This is a genomic window from Deltaproteobacteria bacterium (assembly GCA_040223695.1).
GTDB lineage: Bacteria > Desulfobacterota_D > UBA1144 > Nemesobacterales > UBA2774 > JAVKFU01.
Genome location: JAVKFU010000003.1, coordinates 1 through 21423 on the forward strand (window position 1 = coordinate 1; position 21423 = coordinate 21423).

Consider the following 21423-nt stretch of genomic DNA (forward strand, 5'->3'; position numbering starts at 1 on the left):
AAATCCAGTCCTTAATCTTTAGCAGTCATTCTGAACACCGATTCAGGATCTCGTCTTTTTCCTTTCCCGACATTACAGAAATTGCGTTAAAAAAATAAATTACGGAATCGTAAAAATATTTTAGGGTACGATCCCGAACAAGCGAGGAATCGGACGCCCTTTTCCATAAGCAATAATGTCATTAGTTTCTATCCACTAAACTAGGATGTAATTAGGGGGGAATTAAAATATTTTAGACGAAGTAATTTATTTTTAGCTATTTCTGTTAAGTCGGTGATTTTTGTTTCTTTTTATCAAGAAAAAGAAAATATAATTTTTGCCTTTGCTTTATCCTTACAACGGCCTCGATAAACAAGAGAAGTCGGATGCCAACGGCTCCGCCCGTCTGACAGTTTTATTCACCTGTCAGACAGCTTGTCAATATTATATTAGGCAACTGTACGGAAGCCGGCTATTCTATTATAAGTACCCGTTTTCTTTGAAGGGATGGAAATACGACCTTGCCGTAAAAATACCAGTCAGCTTACAATCAATCCTGTTTCTATGAATCAGGAAATTCAGCGCGACTTCAAGCACGGGATTAACTAATTCGCCTATCCAGCTTTTATGACTGGCTATTCTTACTATTCATCTCCGGGAAAAGATCGCCCTTTATGAGCCTGATACCGTCCTGCAGGTATTCGATCTCTTTCTCGGTGATAGACGAGGGTATTTGTACAGTCGCCACGGCTCCGCTCCCGAGCGTAAGGTCCACCCTTCTGAAACCAGCGGCGTTCATTAAGCTGTTCACATTCATAAGCGTATCCATTATGCTGGACCCGTTTTCCTTACGGTAAACAACCTCATCCGGCTCGATTTCCGCGAAGTTTATGGTGGATTTAAGGTTACGGATAAAGGCCTTCGCGCCGTTTTTAGTAAATCTGATATTAGCGAAGCTCTGCTGCCAGACAAGATCCCGTTCAAGCACTTCATTACTCGGAAGCCCCCGTGATCTGTAATGCTGCCAGACCTCTCCGAATATCTTCGGCTCAAGAGCCGCCTCTTTTATAAGGCTTTCTCTGTTACCGGCGTTTTCAAGTATCCTGTAAGCCCTGTCCGAAACGGATATTCTCCTATTCTCACCTTTTCCGCTTGAATTTATTAATCCGTAGTAGCTGAGCGCGGCAATTAACTGCCTCACATAACTGTTATATTTGGGCAATCCCCACCTGGAAATCAGCGTTTCCACGGGGATAGGCGCGCGCTTGTCGGCGCTGTAAATCTTTTCCGTAAGCTCAAGCGCTTTTTCAAGATCTATGCAAGGATAGTTCGGACTCCGCTTTTTGCCCTTATCCGGTTTATTTCCTTCCTTACCGGAACTTCCGTTTGTTACCCCGTTTTTTCCGACCATTGACCCGTTCTCCAATATCTTAATACATGTTAATTAAATATAATCGGTCTGTCAGATAAATCAAGCAGGTGTGACAGATACATTAACAGAATTTTTAGTTGACAAATACCTGTAATTTGTGTATGATGACAATAATTTTGACAAATGGAGGAGGATGAGATGAAAACATAGAACCCGTCTATACAATCGCAGTATCAGTTGTCGTTGTTTGACGGGATGACTTGAGCGGCTTGATTTGAAAGCCGTGAGACAACCCGGACCAGTTCTTAAATATTTTCGGAAAAAAAATTAAACAGGAGAAAGTTAAATGGCGATAAAAGCAAAAGCTAAAAAGCCTGCGGCAAAAAAGACCGCAGCGAAGAAGGCGGCCCCGAAAAAAACGGCCGCTAAAAGAACCTCTAAAACGGTATCAAAAGCAGCAAGCGTAAAAGCCAAGCCTGCCGCAAAGAAGTCTACGGCCAAGAAAGCCGCTCCGAAGAAGAAAACCGCCGCTAAAAAGTCGACGGCTAAAAAGGCTGCTCCGAAGAAGGCTGCGGCAAAGAAGTCTACAGCCAAGAAAGCCGCTCCGAAGAAGAAAACCGCCGCTAAAAAGTCGACGGCTAAAAAGGCTGCTCCGAGGAAAGCCACGGCTAAAAAGACCGCGGCCAAAAGAAAGCTTACCAGAAAGAGCGTTACAAGAAGCAAATAAAAGTCTTATGCGTTACGGGGCGCGTAATTTCCTCGCGCCCTTTATTTACAGACTGACTTATAAACGCATGTATAAACGGGCCCGTACCTGAATTTTGTAAGACTGCAAATCAGAACTTTTGTGAATATTCCTCGAGACGCTTCATCTGACTCGCTGTCGGCCTTATGAACGGGCGGACCTTCCTTATCCCATCCCACGCTTCTTCCGGTGTCTTCCCAAGGCTTACGTAGTATGCCGCCGCCATAGTTGCGCTCCTTCCAATCCCCTCCCAGCAGTGTATATAAACCCTCCCTCCGTTTTCGAGTTCCTCGGTTATGAAATTCACACCCGTCTCGATGTCCCGGATCTCGGGCGCGCCGTTATCGTCCGTCGGAAGCTGGAGATATTTGAGCTTGTGCAAATGGGCTTTTTTTGCGTAGTCATATTCGCTTCTCATGTTTATCACGGCTGTAACCCCGTTATTGACAAGCGACTTTATACCCCTCCCTCTGGGCTGCCCTCCTATCCAGAGCTTGTCCGAGAGTACGGCGAATTTCATCCAGGGCCCGCCGGTCCGCCATCGAACCAGTTTGTCGTACGCAGCGAGTATACCCTTGCGGAACCCCTGATACCTGAAGTGGTAGTAAAGTCTCCTTAATTCGGTAAAAATCTTCATTCTTATCTAGTTAGTCTAACGAGCCGGTACTGCTACGAGAAGAGCTTTATGCCTCACCCCTATCGTGAGCGGAAAGCCCGAGTGTATTTCCTCACCGTCCCTGGCCGCTATCTGCTCGGGGAAGGGAGCGACGGTGACTTCTTTCGCCGGACAGCTAAAGAGGGTATAACACCTTCTCTCTCCATTCACCTTCTCGTCGGAGACGACGCCCGAAAGAGCATGGTATATAATCGAGCCAACCGTTCTGAGAGTAGCCTGTTTAATGACCACTACGTTTAGATAGCCGTCCGAAAGGTCCATCTCCGGCATGAGCTGTACGCCCGGAAGCCCCAGGTTGCCTGAGTTGCATATCACGCATGTTACACCCTTGACCACTTTCCTTTTACCGTCAAGCTCAAGTTCATAATGGGTATGCTTCATTTTCCTCCCCAGCTTTATAGCCGTCCATATATATGCCAGACTCCCGAAGCGGCTCTTGAGCTCGGGCTCGGTGAGCACAGTCATTGCGGCCTCGAGCCCGACCCCCACCCTTAGCAAAAAACTCTCCCCGCCGACCGTCCCTGTATCCACGCTCCTTATAACTGTCTCGCCTTCGAGCAGCAAATCGAGCGCCTCTCCGCTGTTGGCCGGAATCCCGAGCTCCGTTGCAAATACGTTCGCCGTTCCCTCAGGTATTATTCCCAGCGGCACTCCGCTTTCGATCAGACCCTCCGCCACCTTGAGAACCGTGCCGTCTCCGCCCACGGCAATCACTAGATCGGCTCCATCCTCCACAGCAGCCCGGGCCTGCTCGCGCGGGCTCAAGTCCGGCTCTGTTTCTCTTATCTTGCAGGCCGCGCCCGAAGCCTCAAGCTTCTCGCTAATCATATCAATTGGAACCGGGTCCGGCCCCGAGACGGGGTTCACTATTACGTGTATGTGCTTAAAAGTCATTCCCTCGAAGATCTCCTCAGTATCATTGAGCCTGATTTATATCCGGGCCGTTCACGAATAAACCGTTTAGCGGAAAAAGGTGAATAAAGATTATCACATGAAGAGCTAAATACTAAGCTCTTTTTCCCCGGTACGAAGCTCGGCTCCCCAGTCGCTCTGCCAGTACTCGAAAGTCTCGACGTTCATGATGGTAAGCTTGCCGTAGCTTCCCGCGCCGGTATCGACGTTCCAGAGGTTCGCGCGCCTTACGGGCTTCCCGTCCGGGCGGTCCTCAAGAGTTTTAGTGTGTCCGATGAACACGTCGCGGAATGGAAATTTCGTACCGCGATGCTCGTGCTGCACAGCGTGCTCGGCGTATGTTTTTCTGTCGTAATAATAGACGGACTTGTCAGGCTGCGCGTACACGGGATATTCCCAGTCTATCCCCGCATGAACGTAGAGCCTCCCGCCCGCGTCTATATAATAAGGCAGGGCGCGTTCCAGAAATCCGGCATGCCTCTGAATAAGCCCCTCGTCGAGCGCGCCGTCAGGTCTCCGGTAAGATTCTACGATAGATACAAGGTCGTCCTCGTCCCACTCCTCTCCGGGGCTCGGATTTACCCGCCCCTCCCTCATCCAGTTAAGCGCGTGCATGTCGTGGTTCCCCATACACAGGACGAAATCCTTCACCTTAAGCAGCTCCTCCACACACCCGGCGGAGTGAGGGTGTCCGTCGTAAACATCTCCCAGAGATATGAGCCTGTCTCCGGCCGGGTCGAAATCCGCGCGCTCAAACACCTGCTTGAGCGCCCTTAAATTCCCGTGTATGTCCCCAATAACGAGCGTCCGCATTTGTCTTCCTTTCGGAAAATATTATACCAGCGCACGCGCGCGCAAGGTGTGATTCTACGAATTCTCAGAAGCTCCTCCGCCATCCTTGCCTCGTAAAATTAATTTTCTTCCCCGTGGAAGGGGGAAGGTCAGGATGGGGGACAGTTGCGATGAATAAGAGCAGCTGGACGCCTTCACTTGCCTTGCGCCATATAACCTAAGCATCATATTCGACCCGCCCGCAAACGTATTCTGATTCTGCGATTCCTGCGAAACTCCTCCGCCAAAAGAAATTCCGTCATCTTGAATTCATTTCAGGATTGATTCAGAATCTCGTCTTCATCTTTCCATTTTCCTCCCCCATGTAAGGGGGGAGGATTAAGGTGGGGGGCAAAGCTCCTCTGCTTATCACCAGCGGGCGCACACGAAGTGTGCAGTCGAATGATGCCCCCCCTCAGTCAGACAATACCCCGTCATTGCGAGCGAAGCGTATTAAGCGAGCGCGGCAATCTCATTTTTCAACCCAATTCAGAAATGTGATATTTGGCCCAGGCTATCCACAAAAAGCGTCGCGGTACCAAAGCTCACGGGTATTTCCCCTTCAAGCACGCGGACGTTAAAAGTGATCGAGCCCTTCATGACATCGGCATTAGGATCGGAAATTTCGACGACAACATTGTTAGCACCATCCTTGCCCATTATCGACAGCGTTGCGTTCGGCGGGTCCGCCTTGAAGCTGTCGGGTCCCTGGCCCCAGCCCTGAGCGAATACTTCGAGGCTCAGCATCCCGGATATTCTGTGAGGCCTGTCCGAGAAATAGACAACCAGCGGCACGTCGTTGAGTGTCAGCTTTCCGTCCTTGTAAGACCCGGACTTCGCGCCCATAGTGAAAAGAAACTTCGGCGCGTCAGCCTCGTTTATCACCGGGTTTGCGCTTGCGAGTAGAGCGCTGATTCCAAATATTAATACCAGCGCCGGTATAATAATCATGGTTTTCATTGATCCCTCCCTTGAATTTATCTGATGTAGAAAGAGTTAATTTAACCCCTGATTCCGCTAATGAAAAGAGACAACTCTATGAACCCCTATGATGCGTCCATGCCGCGACACACGCACTGCGCGCTTCCATGAGTTCTCTTCCCCGCGGCCAGGATATAGAAACGCCTCCTGACTCTGAATGCTCCCCGTGGCCCGCACATGCTATCCGCCGCTCTGCCAGTACTCAAAGGTATCGGCATCCATTATCGTGAGCTTCCCGTCCTTCCCGGCGCCCTGGTCGAGGTTCCAGAGATTAGCGCGCCTGACCGGCCTGCAGTCAGGATACATCTCGTTCGTAGCCGTATGCCCTATGAATACGTACTCGTAGGGAAATTTCTCCCCCGCTTCCTCACGGCGGACTGACTCAATAGTAAAAGTATCTCTCCCTCGGTAGTAATTTCTCTCCTTCCGCTGTTTATCGACAGGATAGCCCCAGTCGAGACCGGCGTGGACGTAGAGCCTGTTCTTCTCATCTATGAAATAGAGGACGGCGCGCTCGATGAACCCGGCGTGACGCTTGAACAGCTTCTTCCTCAGCTTCCCGTCCCTGAGATAAGACAGGATGGTATTCCCGCCTCCCCTTTTAAGCCACCGTTTCTTCTTTTTTTTATTTCCTTTCCAGTCGTCCCTGAACCACCTCCTCACCTGCTCGTCGTGATTTCCAAGCACCCAGATAAAATTCTTCACCCCGGTCAGAAGCTCCACGCAATCGGCCGATTCGGGATGCCCGTCATACAGGTCGCCCAGTGATACGAGCCTGTCCCTTTCCGCATCGAATGCCGAGCGCTTCAGTACCTGCCGGAGGGCCTTCAGGTTTCCGTGAACATCTCCCAAAACAAGTGTTCTCATTCAGACCTCATCTTAACTTAACGCGTGCGTAAAATAAACATACAGCGCTCCATAATTCGCTTAACAGTCGTTTCTACGGTATGCGCGCACATTGTGTATATACTCGATTTCTACGAGACTCCTCCGCCGTCTATACCCCGTCATTTCGAACCCATCGACAAACTCAGGATAAATTCCGTGAGAAATCCAGTCTTTTATCTTTTCCCTTCTCGACATTACAGAAATTGCGTTAAAAAAATAAATTACGGAATCGTAAAAATATTTTAGGGATGCGGATGAATTAAAATATTTTAGATGAAGTAATTTATTTTTAGCTATTTCTGTTAAGTCGGTGATTTTTGTTTCTTTTCATCAAGGAAAAGAAAATATAATGCTTTATCTTTTGCTGTCATTTCGACCAACGAGAGAAATCTGCTTTTTATTCCTTCCACCTCGCAGGGACGGTTCTGAATATATGTAAGAACCGAACGCCATTACCTAACAACCACTTATGCTCTTTAAATTCCGGTACAATGTTCCCAAACCCAAAACAGGTTAGGATGGAGGGGATAAACTCCGCCCGTCACACATCTCTATAGTCCCGCCGCGCGTGAGGAAGTATTATTAGAGCAAACATTTCATGGAGGAATAGCAGATGAAGTCATTTATCCTTTTTTTTAGTATGTCACTGTTACTTGCGCTTCTTACCTTTGCCCCCAAGGGCGGAGCGGAGGAGGAAGCCGCCTACGTGCCCGAGCCGGGCGATGAGGTAGTCATCTATACGATCAAGTATAAACCCGAGGATTTCGAGAAAGGTAAAAAGATACAGGTCGAGGGATTCGGCAAGGCGATGACCGCTTCAGGACAGTCGAGGGCAACTTACTTCCTGGCTGATCCCGAGAACAGCGTGACCCTGGCTGTCTCCTTCTTCAAGAAAAGCCACAGCGTGGAGGATTGGCACAGTCATGAGGAGAGGGAAAAGGTCCTTGAGAAATTGAAACCGCTCTGGCGTGAGCCTGTAAGCTATGAGCGCTTCACGCTTATTGATTCGCACAGTACGGATTGACCGGCTTTCGGCTCATATGCGTTAAACGCCCTTTCCGGCCGGGTCATGTATTATTATGACCTTACCATATTATCGGAGGAGAGGGTCATATGAATTTTCAGGAATATCAGAGAAAGGCCAGAAGCTTTGCCATATATCCCCACAGGGGAAACGAATACGGTTTCGCCTACGTCGCGCTCGGACTCAACGGGGAGGCGGGCGAAGTAGCAGAGCACGCGAAAAAAGTAATGCGCGACGACTCGGGAGCCATAACCGCAGAAAGGAAGACTCACCTTAAGAAGGAGCTTGGGGATGTGCTCTGGTATATATCGAACTGCTGCTCCGAGCTCGGCATCAGTCTCAATGAAGTCGCCGAGGAAAATATAGAAAAACTGTCGAGCAGAAAGAAAAGAGGGAAGATCAAAGGCCAGGGAAGCCACAGATAGCACCTTGCTTCGTTATGCCGAGTAATTATAGTAGTGCTGAGACACGCACATTGCGTGATTCTAAAATTCCCTGCAACTCATACGCCTAACCGGCAATCTCCGTAAGCTCTTCTAATTCTCCGTACCAAGTGAGGACTTCACATTCATATCCAGAAAGAGCGAGGACGGGCCGAACGAATCCGGAAGCTCCCCTTCCAGAACACGAGCCCTGAACGTGATTGCATTCACTCCCGCCCCGGGGTCGGAAAGCTCAATCACGCAGCTGAAAGATTTTCCGTCCTCCACGACGTTGAGTGTGCCGTTCGGGGGGTCGGCCTTGAGAAGAACGGCTTTGGTATTCCATATCTTGATAAAGTCTTCGACAAAGAAATGCCCGGCCTCCCTTTTCACGCCAAGCGCATAGAAAGCCACAATAGGAATTCCATTCAGAGTCAGTTTCCCGTCCTTGAACGAACCCGTGTCGGCGGTCAGAATGAACAGATACCGGGGATTTTTCGAATCATCTATCACGTGCCCGGCGTTGGCGAAGACAGCGCAGGCTCCGAATAAAATCGCTATAGTAAGCATCAGTCGTTTTATCATTCTATCCCTCCGCTCCATACATAAATGCGTTCGTAGCAACACATTCTGATTTCCAATTATACTCCATTTTATTCCCTTTCCGCCCCGCTCTCTCCGAGTCTGTATCCGGCTTTTCGTATAATCCCCCTGCCCGCTTCGCTGACAATGTATTTCATCCACAGGGACGCGGCCTCTTTTTCATTTGACCCGGCAAGTACCACGGCCGCCTGCTCTATCGGCTCGTGCATATCTTCGGGAATCGGCCACGCCCACCTCCTGTCCTTGTCCCGGAGTTCGGGGTACGCCACGAATCCCGCCTCAGCCTCCTTTGCCCTCACGAGCGCAAGCGTTCCCACGATGCTCTCACCGTAAACGACTTTGTGCCTCACCTTCTCGTAAAGCCCCATGCTCTCAAGCGCCTCGGCGGCGGCCCTGCCATGCGGAGACTTTTCAGGATCCACAACGGCGATCCTGTTAAACTGACCCGATCTTAAATACTCCTCTCCCGTTCGGTTAAGCTTCCAATACGTGCTGTACAGCGAAATGGTGCTGAGCGCGTAGACTACAAGGGAGTCCGCCCGCCCTTCCGAAACGAGCAGTTCGGGATGCTCGGTATCGTCCGACATGAATACCTCATACTCGAAGCCCAGACGTATCTTCTCCACAAGCTCGCCGCTCGCGCCGGTCGTTATGCAGACTCGGTTCCCCGTGCGCCTGGAGAAATCCTCGGCCAGCTTCACCGCGGCGCCCGTAAATACGTCGGCGACGGCGACCCTGAGTCCCGTTTCACATATGCCGTCCACTTCAACTGTAGGATTTTTCGCGCAGGAACAAAAGACAAGCACGCTCAGTAGCACACAACTAGTCAGGAACCTCATAGACAACCTCCGGGTTTATCAGGGAAATTTGATACGCGGTTTTTATTTTAACACTTTACAGGAAATATTTGAGTCCGTAGATTCACTCGCCGGATATTATCATTCTTTCCCTCACTGTTACAGGGGGGACTATTTCTACTAACGGGAGGAACAGGACGCCCTCGGCTAATGACAAATTATCCAGGCCATCCTCGTACAGATGTCATAAACCAAATTCAAGAACCGGACGCCCTTGAAGAATGGTACGGAAGCTGATTATTTGCGGCACTGCATATTTGTAACCGAACCAAGGGCGGATTTTTCTTTCCAAAATCCGATCACCCTGAGTTTAACGAAGGGTGCACCCCTTTCCCCTACTCCTCTGCTGAACAAAGAACGTCATCCCGAACACCGATTCAGAATCCCCCTTTCTCTTTCCCGACATTCACAGAAATTGCGTTAAAAAAATAAATTACGGAATTGTAAAAATATTTTAGGGATGCGGATGAATTAAAATATTTTAGATGAAGTAATTTATTTTTAGCTATTTCTGTTAAGTCGGTGATTTTTGTTTCTTTTCATCAAGGAAAAGAAAATATATTGCTTTTGTATGAGCGGCAACTCGCAGCGGTACTCCCTTAAATATCATTAGCAAGCAATTCCCGAACTGCTCGTCTTTTGTTTTTTCCTTCCCCAACATTACAGAATTGGCGCCGGCCATCTCTTCCCCGGCCCTACGACGGATGCCCCCGTCGTAGACGCCAAGCGCGCTCCTAATCGCAGTCGCCGATTCTCTTGCCGCTACCCTTACTGTTGACCGTAACTTCCTGGTCCTCCATCATTCCTTTCATATTTAATTTCCAGCTAAGCGTCGTTTGCGTAGTGCCGTACTCAGCCGTGCCCCTCATGGGGAGCATCTGAGTGCCGCCTTTACAATCGATATCGAAAGTAACATTGTTGCCCTTTTTCTTCATATTGCTGACAGAACAGTTTTCTCTATCCGGCAGAGCGGCCTGCGGATCGAATTTTGATTCGGTTATACACGTTTCCTCCGTCCTCGTCATGGGCTCCGGCTTCAGGTTAGTGCTCGTCTCCTTTTTGATCTCATACTTTCCGGGCGTAACTTCTAACGTCATATCCTCCGCCTCAGCCCCGGCAAAGGAAGCGGCGGCGAATATCAGCATAATCAGCGTCGTAATCGTATATCTCATATGATCTCTCCTTATCTATGGTTAAAATATTTAGTCTAAAGTATATTTAACGTTCCCTCTATTGCAAAGCGAATAATCCGCGCTCATATTAGATTTCTCCCCCAGCTCCGCCGCCAATCCTGCCTTCCCCACCCGCCCTTTTCCCCCTACGACTAATCGTGGATCCTCATCACTCCCGAATAGGAGCCCATATTAAGCGCAAAAAAATCCCCCGCTCCGCCATAAGGCGGAACAGGGGAGCAACATCCGGTTAAATTCGATTGTTAATGCGGAGCGGACATCTTGCCCGCCCGCAGTCTCAATGAACAGTGTTTACATGCCGCCCTTCACACAATAAGCGCGAACTTCCACCTTAAGGCAGTTATCAGGCGCTCCCGCTCCCGCATTGCGGAAAACGGATACCTTCCATCCGGTCCAGCCGCTCGGGTTGGTGTTGTCGGCCATGCTCGAGGACACGCGTACCTCTTTCATGTTGATAGTTGAACCATCCGGAACGATCGAGTAACCGCCGCCGATGGCGATGTATCCAGGCATGCAGCGCGCCGTGAAGTCGAGCGGCCTACCTGCGAGCATACTCATCTGCTGGCTCTCGGCCATCTCCACCACCTCTACTCCCGCCGCCTCGACAGCGCTCATCCGTGCGGGCCCGCATCTCTCCGAGCAGGATATTCCTTCCTGTGAAGCGCAGGTCATTCCCACCGGCTCCGCCGGCGCCATATCGTTCTGAGCGTAGCCCGTGCCTGTGAAGACAAAAAGCATAAAAGCGCCGAACAGAGCGCCCGTTAATACAGTATTGACCAGTGATAATCTCTCCATATCTTAATATCCTCCTTTAAAATAATTTAGTAATCCCCTATTGCCGATTTTACTACATAATAAGCCCGGTTTCAATGCGCCGTGCCCCATAATTATACACCTCATATTAGACCTATGTCCGAAATACGCCCGCAGCGGCACACATGAAGTGTGCTATCGAAGGATGTCATCATTTCATTTCCTTCCCCCCAACGTGGGGGAAGGTTAGGATGGGGGGGGACCTACCCGCTCATCCTGAGCGGACACGTAGTGTCATTCTAGATTTCTGTGTGACCCCGTAGTATACCATCACAAGTGTGTAAAGAACCCAATCATCCTGAGCGCACCCGAAGTGTGCAGTCGAAGGACGATTTCTCCCCTCCCCTCAGTCAAACAATACCCCGTCATTGCGAGCGAAGCGTATTAAGCGAGCGCGGCAATCTCCTTTTTCAAGCCCCTTCATCCTGAGCCCGGTCGAAAGACGACCCCCGTTACCCCTCACCGGAACAACATCACCGGAGGCGGCACCCTGTTTTCTACGGGCTTTACCGTCCGCAGATAGGCGTATATAGCTGTCAGCTCCGCGTCGTCAAGCTCTCCGAGCTCCCGCCACGGCATAGGATATAGTATTCTCCTTCCGAGTCCCATGTGTCTGCCCTCCCGCATGGTCTCCACAAACATCTCCTCTGTCCACGCGCCTATCCCGGTCTCATTGTCTGGAGTGATATTCGCGGAAAACACCAGCCTGTCGTCCGAAGCCCAGACGGTGTTATCCAGGTTATCGAGAAACTCCAGATACTCCGCCGTACCCATTATCATGTCCCCCATCTCCGGTATTTTCTCGTCGGCGGGGTGCCCTGACAAAAGCCTGCCGGGATCGGGAGCCGCCTTTCCTCCAGGCCCCGCAACCTCAGGCGTATGACAGAAATTACACTTCCACTCCTCTATCAATTCTTTACCCCTCTCCTCCTGAGCTGCGCTGTACGACGCCTTGCCGCCGGTCCCCGAGTCTCCGTCGCTTGCGGGCTTCACGCCGCATCCCGCTACGAGAACTGCGGCAAGCAAAACGCCTGATATCAAGATGATTAATGAAATTGAATTTGATCTTTTCATGTCTGGACTCTCCCTTAATATACTTTAACTATTATGCCCGATTCGCAGGATTAATTAACTGATTCGCATAAACCGCGGGGGCTGAATCAGCGGCTGTCCGGATACCCTTTACGGGTGCGCCAACCGCGGGCTGTTGCATTAAATACAAACCGAATCTATATTTAATCATAGCTGTTTCTGTATCGGCTCTATCTAACAAAGATATTCGTTTCGGGGGCGTCAAAATGAATACATATGTGAAATATACACTTATTGCAGCATTTCTTTGCTCATTTATGATTATTGTTCCTGGGGCGTACGATGCTTATTCCCAGGTTCCTCCAGCCGAAACGCCCTGCAACATCCTGGAGGGAGCGCCCAGAGGCCTCTGCCACGCTTACTGTGAGGCGATGGACTGCGACTCCGAAGAGCCCAGAGCAAACCCTAAAGCCTGTGGAAGAATATTCGACAAGTTAGTCGAATACACCGGGGAAGCCCCTCCGTGCGAAGAAGAAGTCTGCGCAGAAGAGATAATCGAAACGTGCGGAGGAGAGACCGTATTTTGTAACGGCGAGCTTGTCTGCAGCTACGTAATAGGGCGCGGAGGAGACTGCGAGCTGAACGACTGCCCGGCCGAATAAAAAGCGCTTTGCCTTGCGCCATAAATACATCCGGCCGGACAGAAGCTTCTTCTTCGATCCCCCTGAACACAAATAGTTGACGCCTGTTCGTCCTTTATAGTACGATGTGAATAATCCGTAATGATTATTAACTGGAATTACATATCTCCGAAGGGAAAATTATGAGAGTAATCCTTGCGCTTATAGCTGTTATTGCGCTATCAGCGGCAGATGCGTTTGCGGGCATCGAACAGGTTGTTGTGAGCAGCGTACCCACCCTCGGCGAATGGGGAATGATTGCTATGTTTGCCCTACTCGGCATTGTCGGCTTCATCGCACTCAGAAAACGCCTCGCTCAGGATAATTAGCTTTACTTGCGCAGTCTTCCTCAAACGTACCCGTAAACTCCAGGGCGCGAGAATTCATTACCCCTCGGCGTTCTTAAAGAATTTGATTCCGGTCGTATGAGTGGATTTTTGTCCCTCTCAATAATAAAGAGTAGACAAGGGTAGTTATAAACATCCTCCATCCCCGTTCCGCACCGGCAAGCCTTCTTTGGCCGCCGCCTGATAAAAGACAGCAAACCATCCTCCATTTAAATTTTATTATCTACGCATAAGAATTAATACTGCGGATCCTCAAACGGTTCCTCATAACCCTCTTCCTGATAAGGCTCCTCTTCCGGGTAAACTTCGTCTCCGTACTCAGGGTCTCCGTAGTCATCGTCGTACTGCTCCTCAGCTTGGTCGTCATAAATCGGCTCTTCCTCGTACGGTTCTTCAATTTGTTCTTCGTACCCTTCTTCGCCGTAGTCCTGATCGTCGTAATAGTCTTCCTGCAGCTGGCACGTCTCTATGCAGCCCTCTTCTCTCGGCTCCAGGAAGTCACCGGGAAATCCGCCGTCGGATATCGGGCTGACATTATCCCCGAGCGGCGAATTAGCCGCGCGTGCGTTCATCGACGGGACGCCCCACGCTGAAATAAACACGAGTAATACGGCAGGCAGTAAAATATTGATTGCCAATTTCATAAATTCCTCCGCATGTTCCAATTAATAGATACAAATATAACCCATACCAACCCCCTAATCACTATTTTTTTCACGCGTAGTGTGTCTTTACGATTTCTGCACAGAATCTGCGCTCATATTCGATATCTTCGGCACTCTTGCGAATATCATCGGCAGTGGATAAAAAACCCGCTCATCCTGAGCGCACACGAAGTGTGCAGTCAAAGGACGATTTCCACGAAAACCCCCCGATATACTCAGCGGGCGCACTCAAGCCCACTCATCCCGAGTTAAATCGAAGGATGCCGTCTTTCATTTCCCCCCTCCCTGCCCTCCGCCAGCCAATATCCCGTCATTGCGAGCCCTTCGATAATCTCAGGATAAACTCCGCGCGGCAATCCCGCATTTTTCCTTTTCCTTCCCCGATATTACAGAACGATTTCGATCAACAATTGCGAGTGAGTAAGCAATTGGTCGCCCTCGGCTGACTGCAAATTATCCAGTCTATCTTGTTAAAAATATCATAAAACCAAATTGAGAAATCGGACGCCTTTGCCTACAGAGGTGGAATTAAAACATTTTAGCGTTAACAGAAGATTCTTAGCCATATTCCGTACAGTCGTCGTCTTTTCAGAAAACACACTATTTGTGTGCTTCTTTCCAAATCCCCCGGTCTCAATATCTTTCTCCCCATTTCAAAAATTCCTGTAGTATCCCGCGAACTATACGTTAAACTTTTACAAGTTGCTCATGCCCGAAAAACCAAAGCACAAATACGCCGCAGTTGTTTTTTGTGTGCTCCTCTTATTCCCGGCGGGCGTCCTCAATGCGAAGGACGTAAAGGAACAGGTGATAAGGGAGACGATACTCGACGAGCAAATAAGCTCGTTCTGCCGGCTTAACTGTATCGGGAACGAAAGGGAGGGCACGCTCAAGAGCCTTATACTCACACCTGCCGGAAAAGACCGCTACGCCGTGACCGGCACAGCCGCCCTCAGAAACCGGCACGTCATGAGAAACCCTTTCGAGTACGTGTTATACGACCATACAGTTTACGTGAGCTCGCGCGGCACGCTCGACTCCGACACATGCATGCTCCGCGTTGACGACGCCTCGGTGGATAACGACTACAGAGGCATATTCACCGAAATGCTGAAGTCCGAAAGCGACGTTATAGGGAAGGAATTTATTGTCCCCGACTGCCGCCGCTTTATTGATGAGCAGGCAAATCAGTAGCCGGACCCATTGGCAGATTGCAACCGGGCAAGTGTTCTTCGATCATAGGTGCATTAACCCAAAACTTTCAGAATCTCGCCTTTTTCCTTTTCCTTCCCCGACATTCACAAACGATTTCGAGCGTGCCGAGGAATCGGTCGTTTTTATCCTAAAGGCTAGCCTCCAACTTTCTTGGCTTCCATATTTCATATTGCGATATTTGGCGTTAAGAAAATTGATTATTAAGGCGTAAAAATCTTTTTGGGGCCGTGGCGGAATTAAAAGATTTTAGCCTTAGTAATCAGTTTTTAGCTATATTCTGTGCAGTCGGTGATTTTTGCTTCTTTTCATCTAGGAAAAGAAGTAAGTCTTTTGTCTTCTCTTTATCATTGGAAGAAAATAATATTGCAATAGTGCAATAAAAAATCTCTAATGCGCGGCGCCGAATTCCTTCGTCAGATTCACGTCGAACTCCACATCCGCCTTACCCCCGCCGTCCGGAGTATCGTCGAATTTGATTTTTCCGGCGAGCCTGCCGTCCGTGTCGGCAGTGGGCCGGAACACGCTCTTGTGAGTAGCGCCTGAATACTGAAGCGTGCCTCCCTTGAGCGATACCCAGTAATAGACTACCGGCCCAGTCTCGAACTGCATCGTCATCCCCTCCTTCACCCAGCCGTCAACACAGTTCACCGTGTCGCATGAGTCGATCTTTTCGCTTATATCCTCGGCTGAAAGTATGAGAATCCTTACCGTCATCCCGGGCTCGATCACATCGGGCCCCTTGATAAAATAGGCGTACTTGGGCTCGATAATCTTCCCCTCGTAGCTGACCGTCCCTTTCGCCTCTCCCGCAGCCGCGGCTCCCGCGGACAACAGCAGAACCGCTATTAATACTAAAGTAAAACGCATATTCTCTCATCCTCCTTTCATACTCATCTACCTCAGCAGATGTTAAAAATCATCGAACGGTTTGTCCTGCCATTCGCGCCCGCACGATTTACAAATAAGCGTCGGAGAGTCTTCCTCGATTTCGCAACCACCGAGCCTTATCTCGCCCCTTCCGGCGCTTTCAAAGGTATCAGGGGTCGGCAGACCGTACACTATCGGGACTACATCCTCCGATCCGCATTCAGGGCAGACTATCATTTTACTCGACCTCTAAGTAGATATTAAGCGAACACCCTCCCCTCCGCAAGCACGTTTCCCAATACCGCCTCAAGGCCCCGCGCATCGCAAGCCTTGTCTCATACCGCCCATACTTTAAAATCGCCATTTGACAGAGGCAATAAGCCTGATGTACGATGTGTTTATCGATCATAAATCCAACAGCATATGAAGGTGCCGCAATTTAACGATACGCATATAATAATCACATCCGCGCGCGAATGACCCGCCGCCCGAGCCGGGATTTCCCCGGCCCCACCGAGTAATTCACCGAAGCACACGTTGATTCCGCGCAGGGACTGATAAAAAAAACAAAAAATAAAAAAATGAAAAAACAAGAGATAAAAAAAAATTTTTGTAGTACAATTAGAATCAGGAGGTATGGTTATGACCAAGAGTGATTTGATTGCGCACATAGCGGAAAAAACCGGGATCAGCCGCAGCCAGGCGAGCGATGTTCTGGATTCTGTTGTGAATGGCATCATTACCGGTCTCAGAAAAGATGGAAGCGCTCCGCTTACGGGCCTCGGTATTTTCAAGCTGGTAGACAGAAAAGCCCGTATGGGACGCAACCCCGCGACAGGCGAATCTATACACATTCCGGCCAAGAAGGTGTTAAAGTTCAAACCCTCCAAGGGCATTGAGCAAGATATAGCCTGAAACCCGCAGGGAAACTATCCGGACCTGTTAGGTAAATATTTTAAAACGTGGGGCGAACGTTATCACCTCCAGTGATTAGTTCGCCCTTTTCATTACGTATAGAACGGCTACCCACACCCCTTCATCCCGGTAGTGAGCTTACCGAGGTATCGAAAGATGTCATTCGTTAATCCGTCATTGCGAGCGAAGCGCGGCAATCTTGTTTTTCCTTTCCCGACATTACAGAACGATTCCGATCAACAATTGCGAGTGAGTGAGCAATTGGTCGGCCTCGGCTGACTGCAAATTATCCAGTCTATCTTGTTAAAAATGTCATAAAACCAAAGTGAGAAATCGGACGCCCTTGCCTACAGCGGTGCAACTAAAACATTTTAGCGTTAACAGAAGATTCTTAGCCATATTCCGTGCAGTCGTCCTCTTTTTTAAAAAACACACTATGTGTGTGCTTCTTTTCATCAAGGAAAAGAAGAGGAAATCTGTGTCTTATTTTTGTCATTGAGAGGCTGTAAAGGAGCCGCAGCAATCTCGACTTTCTTTTATTTCCTTCCCTCTGGGAGGGGGAAGGTTAGGATCGGGGTGAAACTACCTGTCATTCCCGAACCATAGTTCTGAACTAGTACAAGAGCCGGAGACCTCCCACGGCACCTACTCCATCTTCATCCCCGATTAAGACCTCTCCCGTAATTTCTGCACTATAATTAAAAGAAGAAGTGCCTAATCGAGTTAAGACTCTATGAAACTGACGAAAAAGAAGGGTAAAAAAACCAAGAAATCCCCTCTCAAAGACAAGCCGCTCCGCGAGGCCGGACAATCAACTCAGCAACAAATCTTCAATCTGGCTAATGTAGATTTTTTGCCTATTGCTATAGCGGCCATATTTCTATCTTACTTCGCGATCCTTGAATGGTGGCGCGATTTTCGCAATCTGCCCCCGGCTCCGATACAGGTAACCATTATAGCCTTAATCTTTATTGGATATTCAATATATAAGTACAGAAAAACAAAGAAGGAACTAGAGGCTCTCAAACTCGGCAGGGACGGTGAAAAAGAAGTTGCAGCGGAACTGGAAAACCTAAAAGAAATCGGCTGCAGTATTTTTCATGACATCGTAGGCTCGGGGTTCAATCTCGATCACGTAATAATTTCCGAAAAGGGGATCTTTGTAGTAGAGACAAAAACAAGAAGCAAACCAGTCAAAGGGAACCCGAAAATTATATATGACGGATCGGTGATCACGGCTGATGGACATATACTTAATCCTGACCCCGTCGCGCAAGTAAATGCCGGTGCCGGCTGGCTAAAAAATGTTTTGAAGGAATCCACTGGAAAATACTTCTCAGTAAAATCAGCTGTTGTTTTTCCCGGCTGGTTTGTAGAGAACAAAGTCCCGCCGAACTCGAACACCGCCTTGGTCCTAAACCCAAAGCTGCTTTGCGCTTATATCAAGAAACTGCCGGATACTATCTCCCGCGAGGACAAACATCTCGCCGCCTATCACATTTCGAGATACATCAGGGTTAATTACCAACCCTGAACCTTCAATCGATTATGCTCTTTGTTTCCTTGAGATCATTGAAGGCTTCTTCGGTAATATACTCTATCCCGGTATCCTCGTCATGCTTCACCTCGATGCCGAGCTCGATAACCCTCTCCAGGAGGCCCTCTATACCGATGTTCAGCATCCTGGCAGCCCTTTCAAGTGGAACGCTTGTTTCATCAATCATAATTCCAAGTTTACCTAACGTTTCCGCTACAAAATACCTGAATTCCACATGCCCTTAACATAAAATTCACCCGGTTTTCAAATTTCGGCCTTATAATTAGGTTAAGAGCAGTTAATCAAAGACTTTTAGTATTGGAGAGATGATGGAATTTTTAAAGACCGGAAATAAATACAGAGACAATTCTCCGCACGGAGCGGGGGCAGTCAGGCACGTAACGGAAGACCTCCGGGGCGCGAGCCGGAGCTTCTACATTGTGCTCTCGTCCGTTCTGCTCCTCTACCTGCTGTTCGAATGGCGCGAGTACGCGGCGGGATACCCGCAGGCGCCCGCGGTCCTGAGTGTAACGCTCAGCATGATTCTCGCCTTTTGCGTATACAAAATAATAACTTTCGATAACGAGGTAATGAACCGCGCGAGCGGCGCGGATTACGTATTTCCCGGAGCGCGTCATGAGTCAGCAGACTGGCCCGAGGGACTCGGAGGACACGGATTCCGCGTGCTCGAAGACGAGGTACGTCAGGGCCTGCGCCCGCGTAACGTGTTAATTTCGGAAAAGGGCGTCTTCGCCGTCGAGACAAGGACCCTGGACGGCACGGCAGAGGACGGCGGTGTCGTGGAGAATCTCGGCCCGGTACTGGGCGCGGACGGTTACATGCTTATCCCCAATCCTGTACAGGACCTGGAAGCGGAAGCCGCGTGGCTCGGAAACACCGTAATGGAAGCGACTGGAAAAGACCTTCCCGTTACCCCCGTAATACTCTTTCCCGGAATGCGTGTAGAGAACAATGCTAGGCCCGGTGAAGAGAGCGTAGTCACGCTCAACCCCGAAGACCTCCCCGCCTTCATCCGGCAGAGATCCGCAACTCTCACGCCGGAGGACATGGACAACGTAGAGCGCCTTCTCACAGGCTATAGAATGTTAAACTAAGACCACTGCAAGCCGCTTCCCCCAACCCGCTCATCCTGAGTCCAACCGAAGGACGTCATTGCGAGCATTCGAAGAATGCGCGGCAATCTTGTCTTTCCTTTCCCGACATTCACAAACGATTTCGAGCGTGTGAGGAATCGGGTCCGTTAGTAAATTGCTCAAAAATGACTATTCCACAACCATAACTGCCACAACCTAAAACTTTCAGAATCTCGTCTTTTGCCCTTTCTCTTTCCCGACATTACAGAAATTGCGTCAAAAAAATAAATTACGGAGTCGTAAAAATATTTTGGGGCTGCGGAAGAATTAAAATATTTTAGATGTAGTAATTTATTTTTAGCTATTTCTGTTAAGTCGGTGATTTTTGCTTCTTTTCATCCAGGGAAAGAAGAAGTTATTAATGTTATAATTGCGGAACCCTTCAATAAACTCAGGATGAACCTCGTGAGAAATCCAATCTTTGCCTTTTTATTCCGCCTTTTTTAAAGGGAATAATTTCCATCCCCTCTCATGTTATACTTCCTCCCCATGTCCAAATTACTCCTCATAACGGCTGTAGTATTCTCGATATCACAGCTAGGGGCGGCGGATACAGAGCCGCCCGGCAGCGAAACTCTCTCCCGCGCGGTACAAGAGATAGAGTCGCTCGACGCCATGCGCTCGGGGCTTGCGGGCACTTTCGGAGAAAAGGGCGTATCCGCCGACCGGGAGACATTCGCACAGGTATGCAAACCCGTCGGCATGAACGCCGGGCGTATAGCGCAAGAAAACGGCTGGACTGTCGTTCAAATGGCGGAGAAATACCGGAATCCCGCGCACAAGCTCGACATTGAGGGCCGGGAGGTCTTCGGGATATTTCAGGAGGACAAAAGCGTCATGGGCATCTGGACCTACTCCGAAATGAACGGAAAGCCGGGAGTGAGGTACTTCCGCAGAATCACCGTCGAGCCCGCCTGCCTCATCTGTCACGGAGAGAAGGACAGCCGCCCCGAATTCGTCAAAGAGAAATATCCTGAGGATAAAGCCTACGGTTTTGAGGCCGGGGACCTGCGCGGAATCTACTCGGTATTCATCCCGTCGCCGGACGGTGATTAACTGCACTCACCCGCCGTTTAGGACCCGAGCCTTAAGCCTGAGAACCGCTTACCGCCTTTAGTTCTCGGCATCCTCCATACTGGCCTTGAGGTCTTCGAGGTCCTCAGAGCTGATGAAGTCGATTCCGACTCCCCTGTCGTGCTGGACATTGATTCCGACAACCCATATCTCGTCGAGCAGGGTGTTTATGTCGGTGCCCAGTATTCTTGCCGCTTTCTCGATTGTTATTTTGCTTTCGCTTCTCATATTTCAAAGTCTACATAAAGAAATCGGATTTTAAACCCCTATTTTCGTGACTTAACCATATCTTCACAAAACTTAAAGCATTTTTTCATATTATGCCCCTGAAAACCCCTGTTTACGGTATTCCAACATACACGCTCGACCACACACACGAAGCATAATCCAACCACTCACGCACAGAATGTATGCTTATATACGACTCACAAGCGGGCACTTATGCCCGCTCACCCTGAGCCTGTCGAAGGGTGTAATTCTTGTATTTTCCTTCCCGACTGCACGGAATTGGCGTAAAGAAAACAGAGTATTGAGGCGTTAAAATCTTTTTGGGGCTGAGGTTGTATTAAAAGATTTTAGCCGAGATAATCTGTTCTTAGACAAATTTCGTGCAGTCGTCGTCTTTTCAGAAAACACACTAT

Annotated in this window: 26 protein-coding genes; 10 read left to right on the forward strand and 16 right to left on the reverse strand. The window is 49.3% G+C overall.

Annotation, left to right across the window (positions count from 1 at the left end; genetic code table 11):
* Positions 1 to 604: 604 nt before the first annotated feature.
* Positions 605 to 1390, reverse strand: coding sequence for a hypothetical protein (locus RIG61_00115; protein ID MEQ9617562.1), 786 nt, complete (start codon positions 1388 to 1390; stop codon positions 605 to 607).
* 307 nt (positions 1391 to 1697) lie between these two features.
* On the opposite strand from RIG61_00115, the gene RIG61_00120 reads away from it, so the two are divergent.
* Positions 1698 to 2078: a hypothetical protein gene (locus RIG61_00120; GenBank protein MEQ9617563.1), complete on the forward strand. Its 381-nt coding sequence runs from the start codon at positions 1698 to 1700 to the stop codon at positions 2076 to 2078.
* A gap of 109 nt (positions 2079 to 2187) precedes the next feature.
* Here the strand turns inward: RIG61_00120 and RIG61_00125 are convergent, their stop codons facing one another.
* The 5 genes from RIG61_00125 to RIG61_00145 form a co-directional block, all read right to left on the reverse strand.
* Complete coding sequence (locus tag RIG61_00125) at positions 2188 to 2733, reverse strand: dual specificity protein phosphatase family protein (GenBank protein ID MEQ9617564.1); 546 nt, start codon at positions 2731 to 2733, stop codon at positions 2188 to 2190.
* Positions 2734 to 2748: 15 nt separating this feature from the next.
* On the reverse strand, positions 2749 to 3666 hold the full coding sequence (locus tag RIG61_00130) for a diacylglycerol kinase family protein (GenBank protein ID MEQ9617565.1): 918 nt from the start codon (positions 3664 to 3666) through the stop codon (positions 2749 to 2751).
* 105 nt (positions 3667 to 3771) lie between these two features.
* Entirely contained in the window at positions 3772 to 4497 is a 726-nt protein-coding gene (locus tag RIG61_00135; protein ID MEQ9617566.1) for a metallophosphoesterase, read from the reverse strand.
* Positions 4498 to 5004: 507 nt separating this feature from the next.
* On the reverse strand, positions 5005 to 5475 hold the full coding sequence (locus RIG61_00140; GenBank protein ID MEQ9617567.1) for a hypothetical protein: 471 nt from the start codon (positions 5473 to 5475) through the stop codon (positions 5005 to 5007).
* A 201-nt stretch (positions 5476 to 5676) separates the two neighbouring features.
* The gene (locus RIG61_00145; protein ID MEQ9617568.1) at positions 5677 to 6363 is read right to left on the reverse strand and encodes a metallophosphoesterase; all 687 of its coding nucleotides are present in this window, start codon (positions 6361 to 6363) and stop codon (positions 5677 to 5679) included.
* A gap of 634 nt (positions 6364 to 6997) precedes the next feature.
* Between RIG61_00145 and RIG61_00150 the strand changes: the two genes are divergently transcribed.
* Positions 6998 to 7408, forward strand: coding sequence for a hypothetical protein (locus tag RIG61_00150; GenBank protein ID MEQ9617569.1), 411 nt, complete (start codon positions 6998 to 7000; stop codon positions 7406 to 7408).
* An 89-nt stretch (positions 7409 to 7497) separates the two neighbouring features.
* Positions 7498 to 7833, forward strand: coding sequence for a nucleoside triphosphate pyrophosphohydrolase family protein (locus RIG61_00155; GenBank protein ID MEQ9617570.1), 336 nt, complete (start codon positions 7498 to 7500; stop codon positions 7831 to 7833).
* Between the two features lie 111 nt (positions 7834 to 7944).
* On the opposite strand, the gene RIG61_00160 is transcribed toward RIG61_00155, so the two are convergent.
* From RIG61_00160 to RIG61_00180, 5 genes are all read right to left on the reverse strand, one after another.
* A complete protein-coding gene (locus tag RIG61_00160) occupies positions 7945 to 8415 on the reverse strand; it encodes a hypothetical protein (protein MEQ9617571.1) in 471 nt (156 codons plus the stop codon).
* A 68-nt stretch (positions 8416 to 8483) separates the two neighbouring features.
* On the reverse strand, positions 8484 to 9272 hold the full coding sequence (gene modA, locus RIG61_00165) for a molybdate ABC transporter substrate-binding protein (protein ID MEQ9617572.1): 789 nt from the start codon (positions 9270 to 9272) through the stop codon (positions 8484 to 8486).
* A gap of 752 nt (positions 9273 to 10024) precedes the next feature.
* Positions 10025 to 10462, reverse strand: coding sequence for a DUF3617 family protein (locus RIG61_00170; GenBank protein MEQ9617573.1), 438 nt, complete (start codon positions 10460 to 10462; stop codon positions 10025 to 10027).
* Positions 10463 to 10774: 312 nt separating this feature from the next.
* Positions 10775 to 11278 carry a hypothetical protein gene (locus RIG61_00175; GenBank protein ID MEQ9617574.1) on the reverse strand — a complete coding sequence of 168 codons (504 nt, stop codon included), beginning with the start codon at positions 11276 to 11278 and terminating at the stop codon, positions 10775 to 10777.
* A gap of 477 nt (positions 11279 to 11755) precedes the next feature.
* The gene (locus RIG61_00180; protein ID MEQ9617575.1) at positions 11756 to 12370 is read right to left on the reverse strand and encodes a c-type cytochrome; all 615 of its coding nucleotides are present in this window, start codon (positions 12368 to 12370) and stop codon (positions 11756 to 11758) included.
* 224 nt (positions 12371 to 12594) lie between these two features.
* Between RIG61_00180 and RIG61_00185 the strand changes: the two genes are divergently transcribed.
* Together RIG61_00185 and RIG61_00190 are read left to right on the forward strand one after the other, a co-directional pair.
* The gene (locus RIG61_00185; GenBank protein MEQ9617576.1) at positions 12595 to 12990 is read left to right on the forward strand and encodes a hypothetical protein; all 396 of its coding nucleotides are present in this window, start codon (positions 12595 to 12597) and stop codon (positions 12988 to 12990) included.
* A 161-nt stretch (positions 12991 to 13151) separates the two neighbouring features.
* On the forward strand, positions 13152 to 13337 hold the full coding sequence (locus RIG61_00190; GenBank protein MEQ9617577.1) for an IPTL-CTERM sorting domain-containing protein: 186 nt from the start codon (positions 13152 to 13154) through the stop codon (positions 13335 to 13337).
* Between the two features lie 254 nt (positions 13338 to 13591).
* On the opposite strand, the gene RIG61_00195 is transcribed toward RIG61_00190, so the two are convergent.
* A complete protein-coding gene (locus RIG61_00195; protein ID MEQ9617578.1) occupies positions 13592 to 13999 on the reverse strand; it encodes a hypothetical protein in 408 nt (135 codons plus the stop codon).
* Between the two features lie 729 nt (positions 14000 to 14728).
* On the opposite strand from RIG61_00195, the gene RIG61_00200 reads away from it, so the two are divergent.
* Positions 14729 to 15214, forward strand: coding sequence for a hypothetical protein (locus RIG61_00200; protein ID MEQ9617579.1), 486 nt, complete (start codon positions 14729 to 14731; stop codon positions 15212 to 15214).
* Between the two features lie 408 nt (positions 15215 to 15622).
* Here the strand turns inward: RIG61_00200 and RIG61_00205 are convergent, their stop codons facing one another.
* The gene (locus RIG61_00205; GenBank protein MEQ9617580.1) at positions 15623 to 16102 is read right to left on the reverse strand and encodes a hypothetical protein; all 480 of its coding nucleotides are present in this window, start codon (positions 16100 to 16102) and stop codon (positions 15623 to 15625) included.
* A 42-nt stretch (positions 16103 to 16144) separates the two neighbouring features.
* Entirely contained in the window at positions 16145 to 16339 is a 195-nt protein-coding gene (locus RIG61_00210; GenBank protein MEQ9617581.1) for a hypothetical protein, read from the reverse strand.
* Between the two features lie 405 nt (positions 16340 to 16744).
* Between RIG61_00210 and RIG61_00215 the strand changes: the two genes are divergently transcribed.
* Both RIG61_00215 and RIG61_00220 read left to right on the forward strand, forming a co-directional pair.
* On the forward strand, positions 16745 to 17017 hold the full coding sequence (locus RIG61_00215; GenBank protein ID MEQ9617582.1) for an HU family DNA-binding protein: 273 nt from the start codon (positions 16745 to 16747) through the stop codon (positions 17015 to 17017).
* A 733-nt stretch (positions 17018 to 17750) separates the two neighbouring features.
* Positions 17751 to 18551: a nuclease-related domain-containing protein gene (locus tag RIG61_00220; GenBank protein ID MEQ9617583.1), complete on the forward strand. Its 801-nt coding sequence runs from the start codon at positions 17751 to 17753 to the stop codon at positions 18549 to 18551.
* Positions 18552 to 18555: 4 nt separating this feature from the next.
* Here the strand turns inward: RIG61_00220 and RIG61_00225 are convergent, their stop codons facing one another.
* On the reverse strand, positions 18556 to 18741 hold the full coding sequence (locus RIG61_00225) for a hypothetical protein (GenBank protein MEQ9617584.1): 186 nt from the start codon (positions 18739 to 18741) through the stop codon (positions 18556 to 18558).
* A gap of 142 nt (positions 18742 to 18883) precedes the next feature.
* Between RIG61_00225 and RIG61_00230 the strand changes: the two genes are divergently transcribed.
* Positions 18884 to 19669 carry a nuclease-related domain-containing protein gene (locus RIG61_00230; GenBank protein ID MEQ9617585.1) on the forward strand — a complete coding sequence of 262 codons (786 nt, stop codon included), beginning with the start codon at positions 18884 to 18886 and terminating at the stop codon, positions 19667 to 19669.
* A 528-nt stretch (positions 19670 to 20197) separates the two neighbouring features.
* Complete coding sequence (locus tag RIG61_00235) at positions 20198 to 20764, forward strand: DUF3365 domain-containing protein (protein ID MEQ9617586.1); 567 nt, start codon at positions 20198 to 20200, stop codon at positions 20762 to 20764.
* A 57-nt stretch (positions 20765 to 20821) separates the two neighbouring features.
* Here RIG61_00235 and RIG61_00240 read toward each other — a convergent pair whose 3' ends face one another.
* Positions 20822 to 21010, reverse strand: coding sequence for a hypothetical protein (locus tag RIG61_00240; protein MEQ9617587.1), 189 nt, complete (start codon positions 21008 to 21010; stop codon positions 20822 to 20824).
* Between the last annotated feature and the right edge of the window lie 413 nt (positions 21011 to 21423).

Excerpts from the sequence above, each read along its gene's own strand:
- RIG61_00115 (MEQ9617562.1), bottom strand. The coding sequence starts at position 1,390 with ATGGTCGGAAAAAACGGGGTAACAAACGGAAGTTCCGGTAAGGAAGGA.
- RIG61_00120 (MEQ9617563.1), top strand. The coding sequence starts at position 1,698 with ATGGCGATAAAAGCAAAAGCTAAAAAGCCTGCGGCAAAAAAGACCGCA.
- RIG61_00125 (MEQ9617564.1), bottom strand. The coding sequence starts at position 2,733 with ATGAAGATTTTTACCGAATTAAGGAGACTTTACTACCACTTCAGGTAT.
- RIG61_00130 (MEQ9617565.1), bottom strand. The coding sequence starts at position 3,666 with ATGACTTTTAAGCACATACACGTAATAGTGAACCCCGTCTCGGGGCCG.
- RIG61_00135 (MEQ9617566.1), bottom strand. The coding sequence starts at position 4,497 with ATGCGGACGCTCGTTATTGGGGACATACACGGGAATTTAAGGGCGCTC.
- RIG61_00140 (MEQ9617567.1), bottom strand. The coding sequence starts at position 5,475 with ATGAAAACCATGATTATTATACCGGCGCTGGTATTAATATTTGGAATC.
- RIG61_00145 (MEQ9617568.1), bottom strand. The coding sequence starts at position 6,363 with ATGAGAACACTTGTTTTGGGAGATGTTCACGGAAACCTGAAGGCCCTC.
- RIG61_00150 (MEQ9617569.1), top strand. The coding sequence starts at position 6,998 with ATGAAGTCATTTATCCTTTTTTTTAGTATGTCACTGTTACTTGCGCTT.
- RIG61_00155 (MEQ9617570.1), top strand. The coding sequence starts at position 7,498 with ATGAATTTTCAGGAATATCAGAGAAAGGCCAGAAGCTTTGCCATATAT.
- RIG61_00160 (MEQ9617571.1), bottom strand. The coding sequence starts at position 8,415 with ATGATAAAACGACTGATGCTTACTATAGCGATTTTATTCGGAGCCTGC.
- modA (MEQ9617572.1), bottom strand. The coding sequence starts at position 9,272 with ATGAGGTTCCTGACTAGTTGTGTGCTACTGAGCGTGCTTGTCTTTTGT.
- RIG61_00170 (MEQ9617573.1), bottom strand. The coding sequence starts at position 10,462 with ATGAGATATACGATTACGACGCTGATTATGCTGATATTCGCCGCCGCT.
- RIG61_00175 (MEQ9617574.1), bottom strand. The coding sequence starts at position 11,278 with ATGGAGAGATTATCACTGGTCAATACTGTATTAACGGGCGCTCTGTTC.
- RIG61_00180 (MEQ9617575.1), bottom strand. The coding sequence starts at position 12,370 with ATGAAAAGATCAAATTCAATTTCATTAATCATCTTGATATCAGGCGTT.
- RIG61_00185 (MEQ9617576.1), top strand. The coding sequence starts at position 12,595 with ATGAATACATATGTGAAATATACACTTATTGCAGCATTTCTTTGCTCA.
- RIG61_00190 (MEQ9617577.1), top strand. The coding sequence starts at position 13,152 with ATGAGAGTAATCCTTGCGCTTATAGCTGTTATTGCGCTATCAGCGGCA.
- RIG61_00195 (MEQ9617578.1), bottom strand. The coding sequence starts at position 13,999 with ATGAAATTGGCAATCAATATTTTACTGCCTGCCGTATTACTCGTGTTT.
- RIG61_00200 (MEQ9617579.1), top strand. The coding sequence starts at position 14,729 with ATGCCCGAAAAACCAAAGCACAAATACGCCGCAGTTGTTTTTTGTGTG.
- RIG61_00205 (MEQ9617580.1), bottom strand. The coding sequence starts at position 16,102 with ATGCGTTTTACTTTAGTATTAATAGCGGTTCTGCTGTTGTCCGCGGGA.
- RIG61_00210 (MEQ9617581.1), bottom strand. The coding sequence starts at position 16,339 with ATGATAGTCTGCCCTGAATGCGGATCGGAGGATGTAGTCCCGATAGTG.
- RIG61_00215 (MEQ9617582.1), top strand. The coding sequence starts at position 16,745 with ATGACCAAGAGTGATTTGATTGCGCACATAGCGGAAAAAACCGGGATC.
- RIG61_00220 (MEQ9617583.1), top strand. The coding sequence starts at position 17,751 with ATGAAACTGACGAAAAAGAAGGGTAAAAAAACCAAGAAATCCCCTCTC.
- RIG61_00225 (MEQ9617584.1), bottom strand. The coding sequence starts at position 18,741 with ATGATTGATGAAACAAGCGTTCCACTTGAAAGGGCTGCCAGGATGCTG.
- RIG61_00230 (MEQ9617585.1), top strand. The coding sequence starts at position 18,884 with ATGGAATTTTTAAAGACCGGAAATAAATACAGAGACAATTCTCCGCAC.
- RIG61_00235 (MEQ9617586.1), top strand. The coding sequence starts at position 20,198 with ATGTCCAAATTACTCCTCATAACGGCTGTAGTATTCTCGATATCACAG.
- RIG61_00240 (MEQ9617587.1), bottom strand. The coding sequence starts at position 21,010 with ATGAGAAGCGAAAGCAAAATAACAATCGAGAAAGCGGCAAGAATACTG.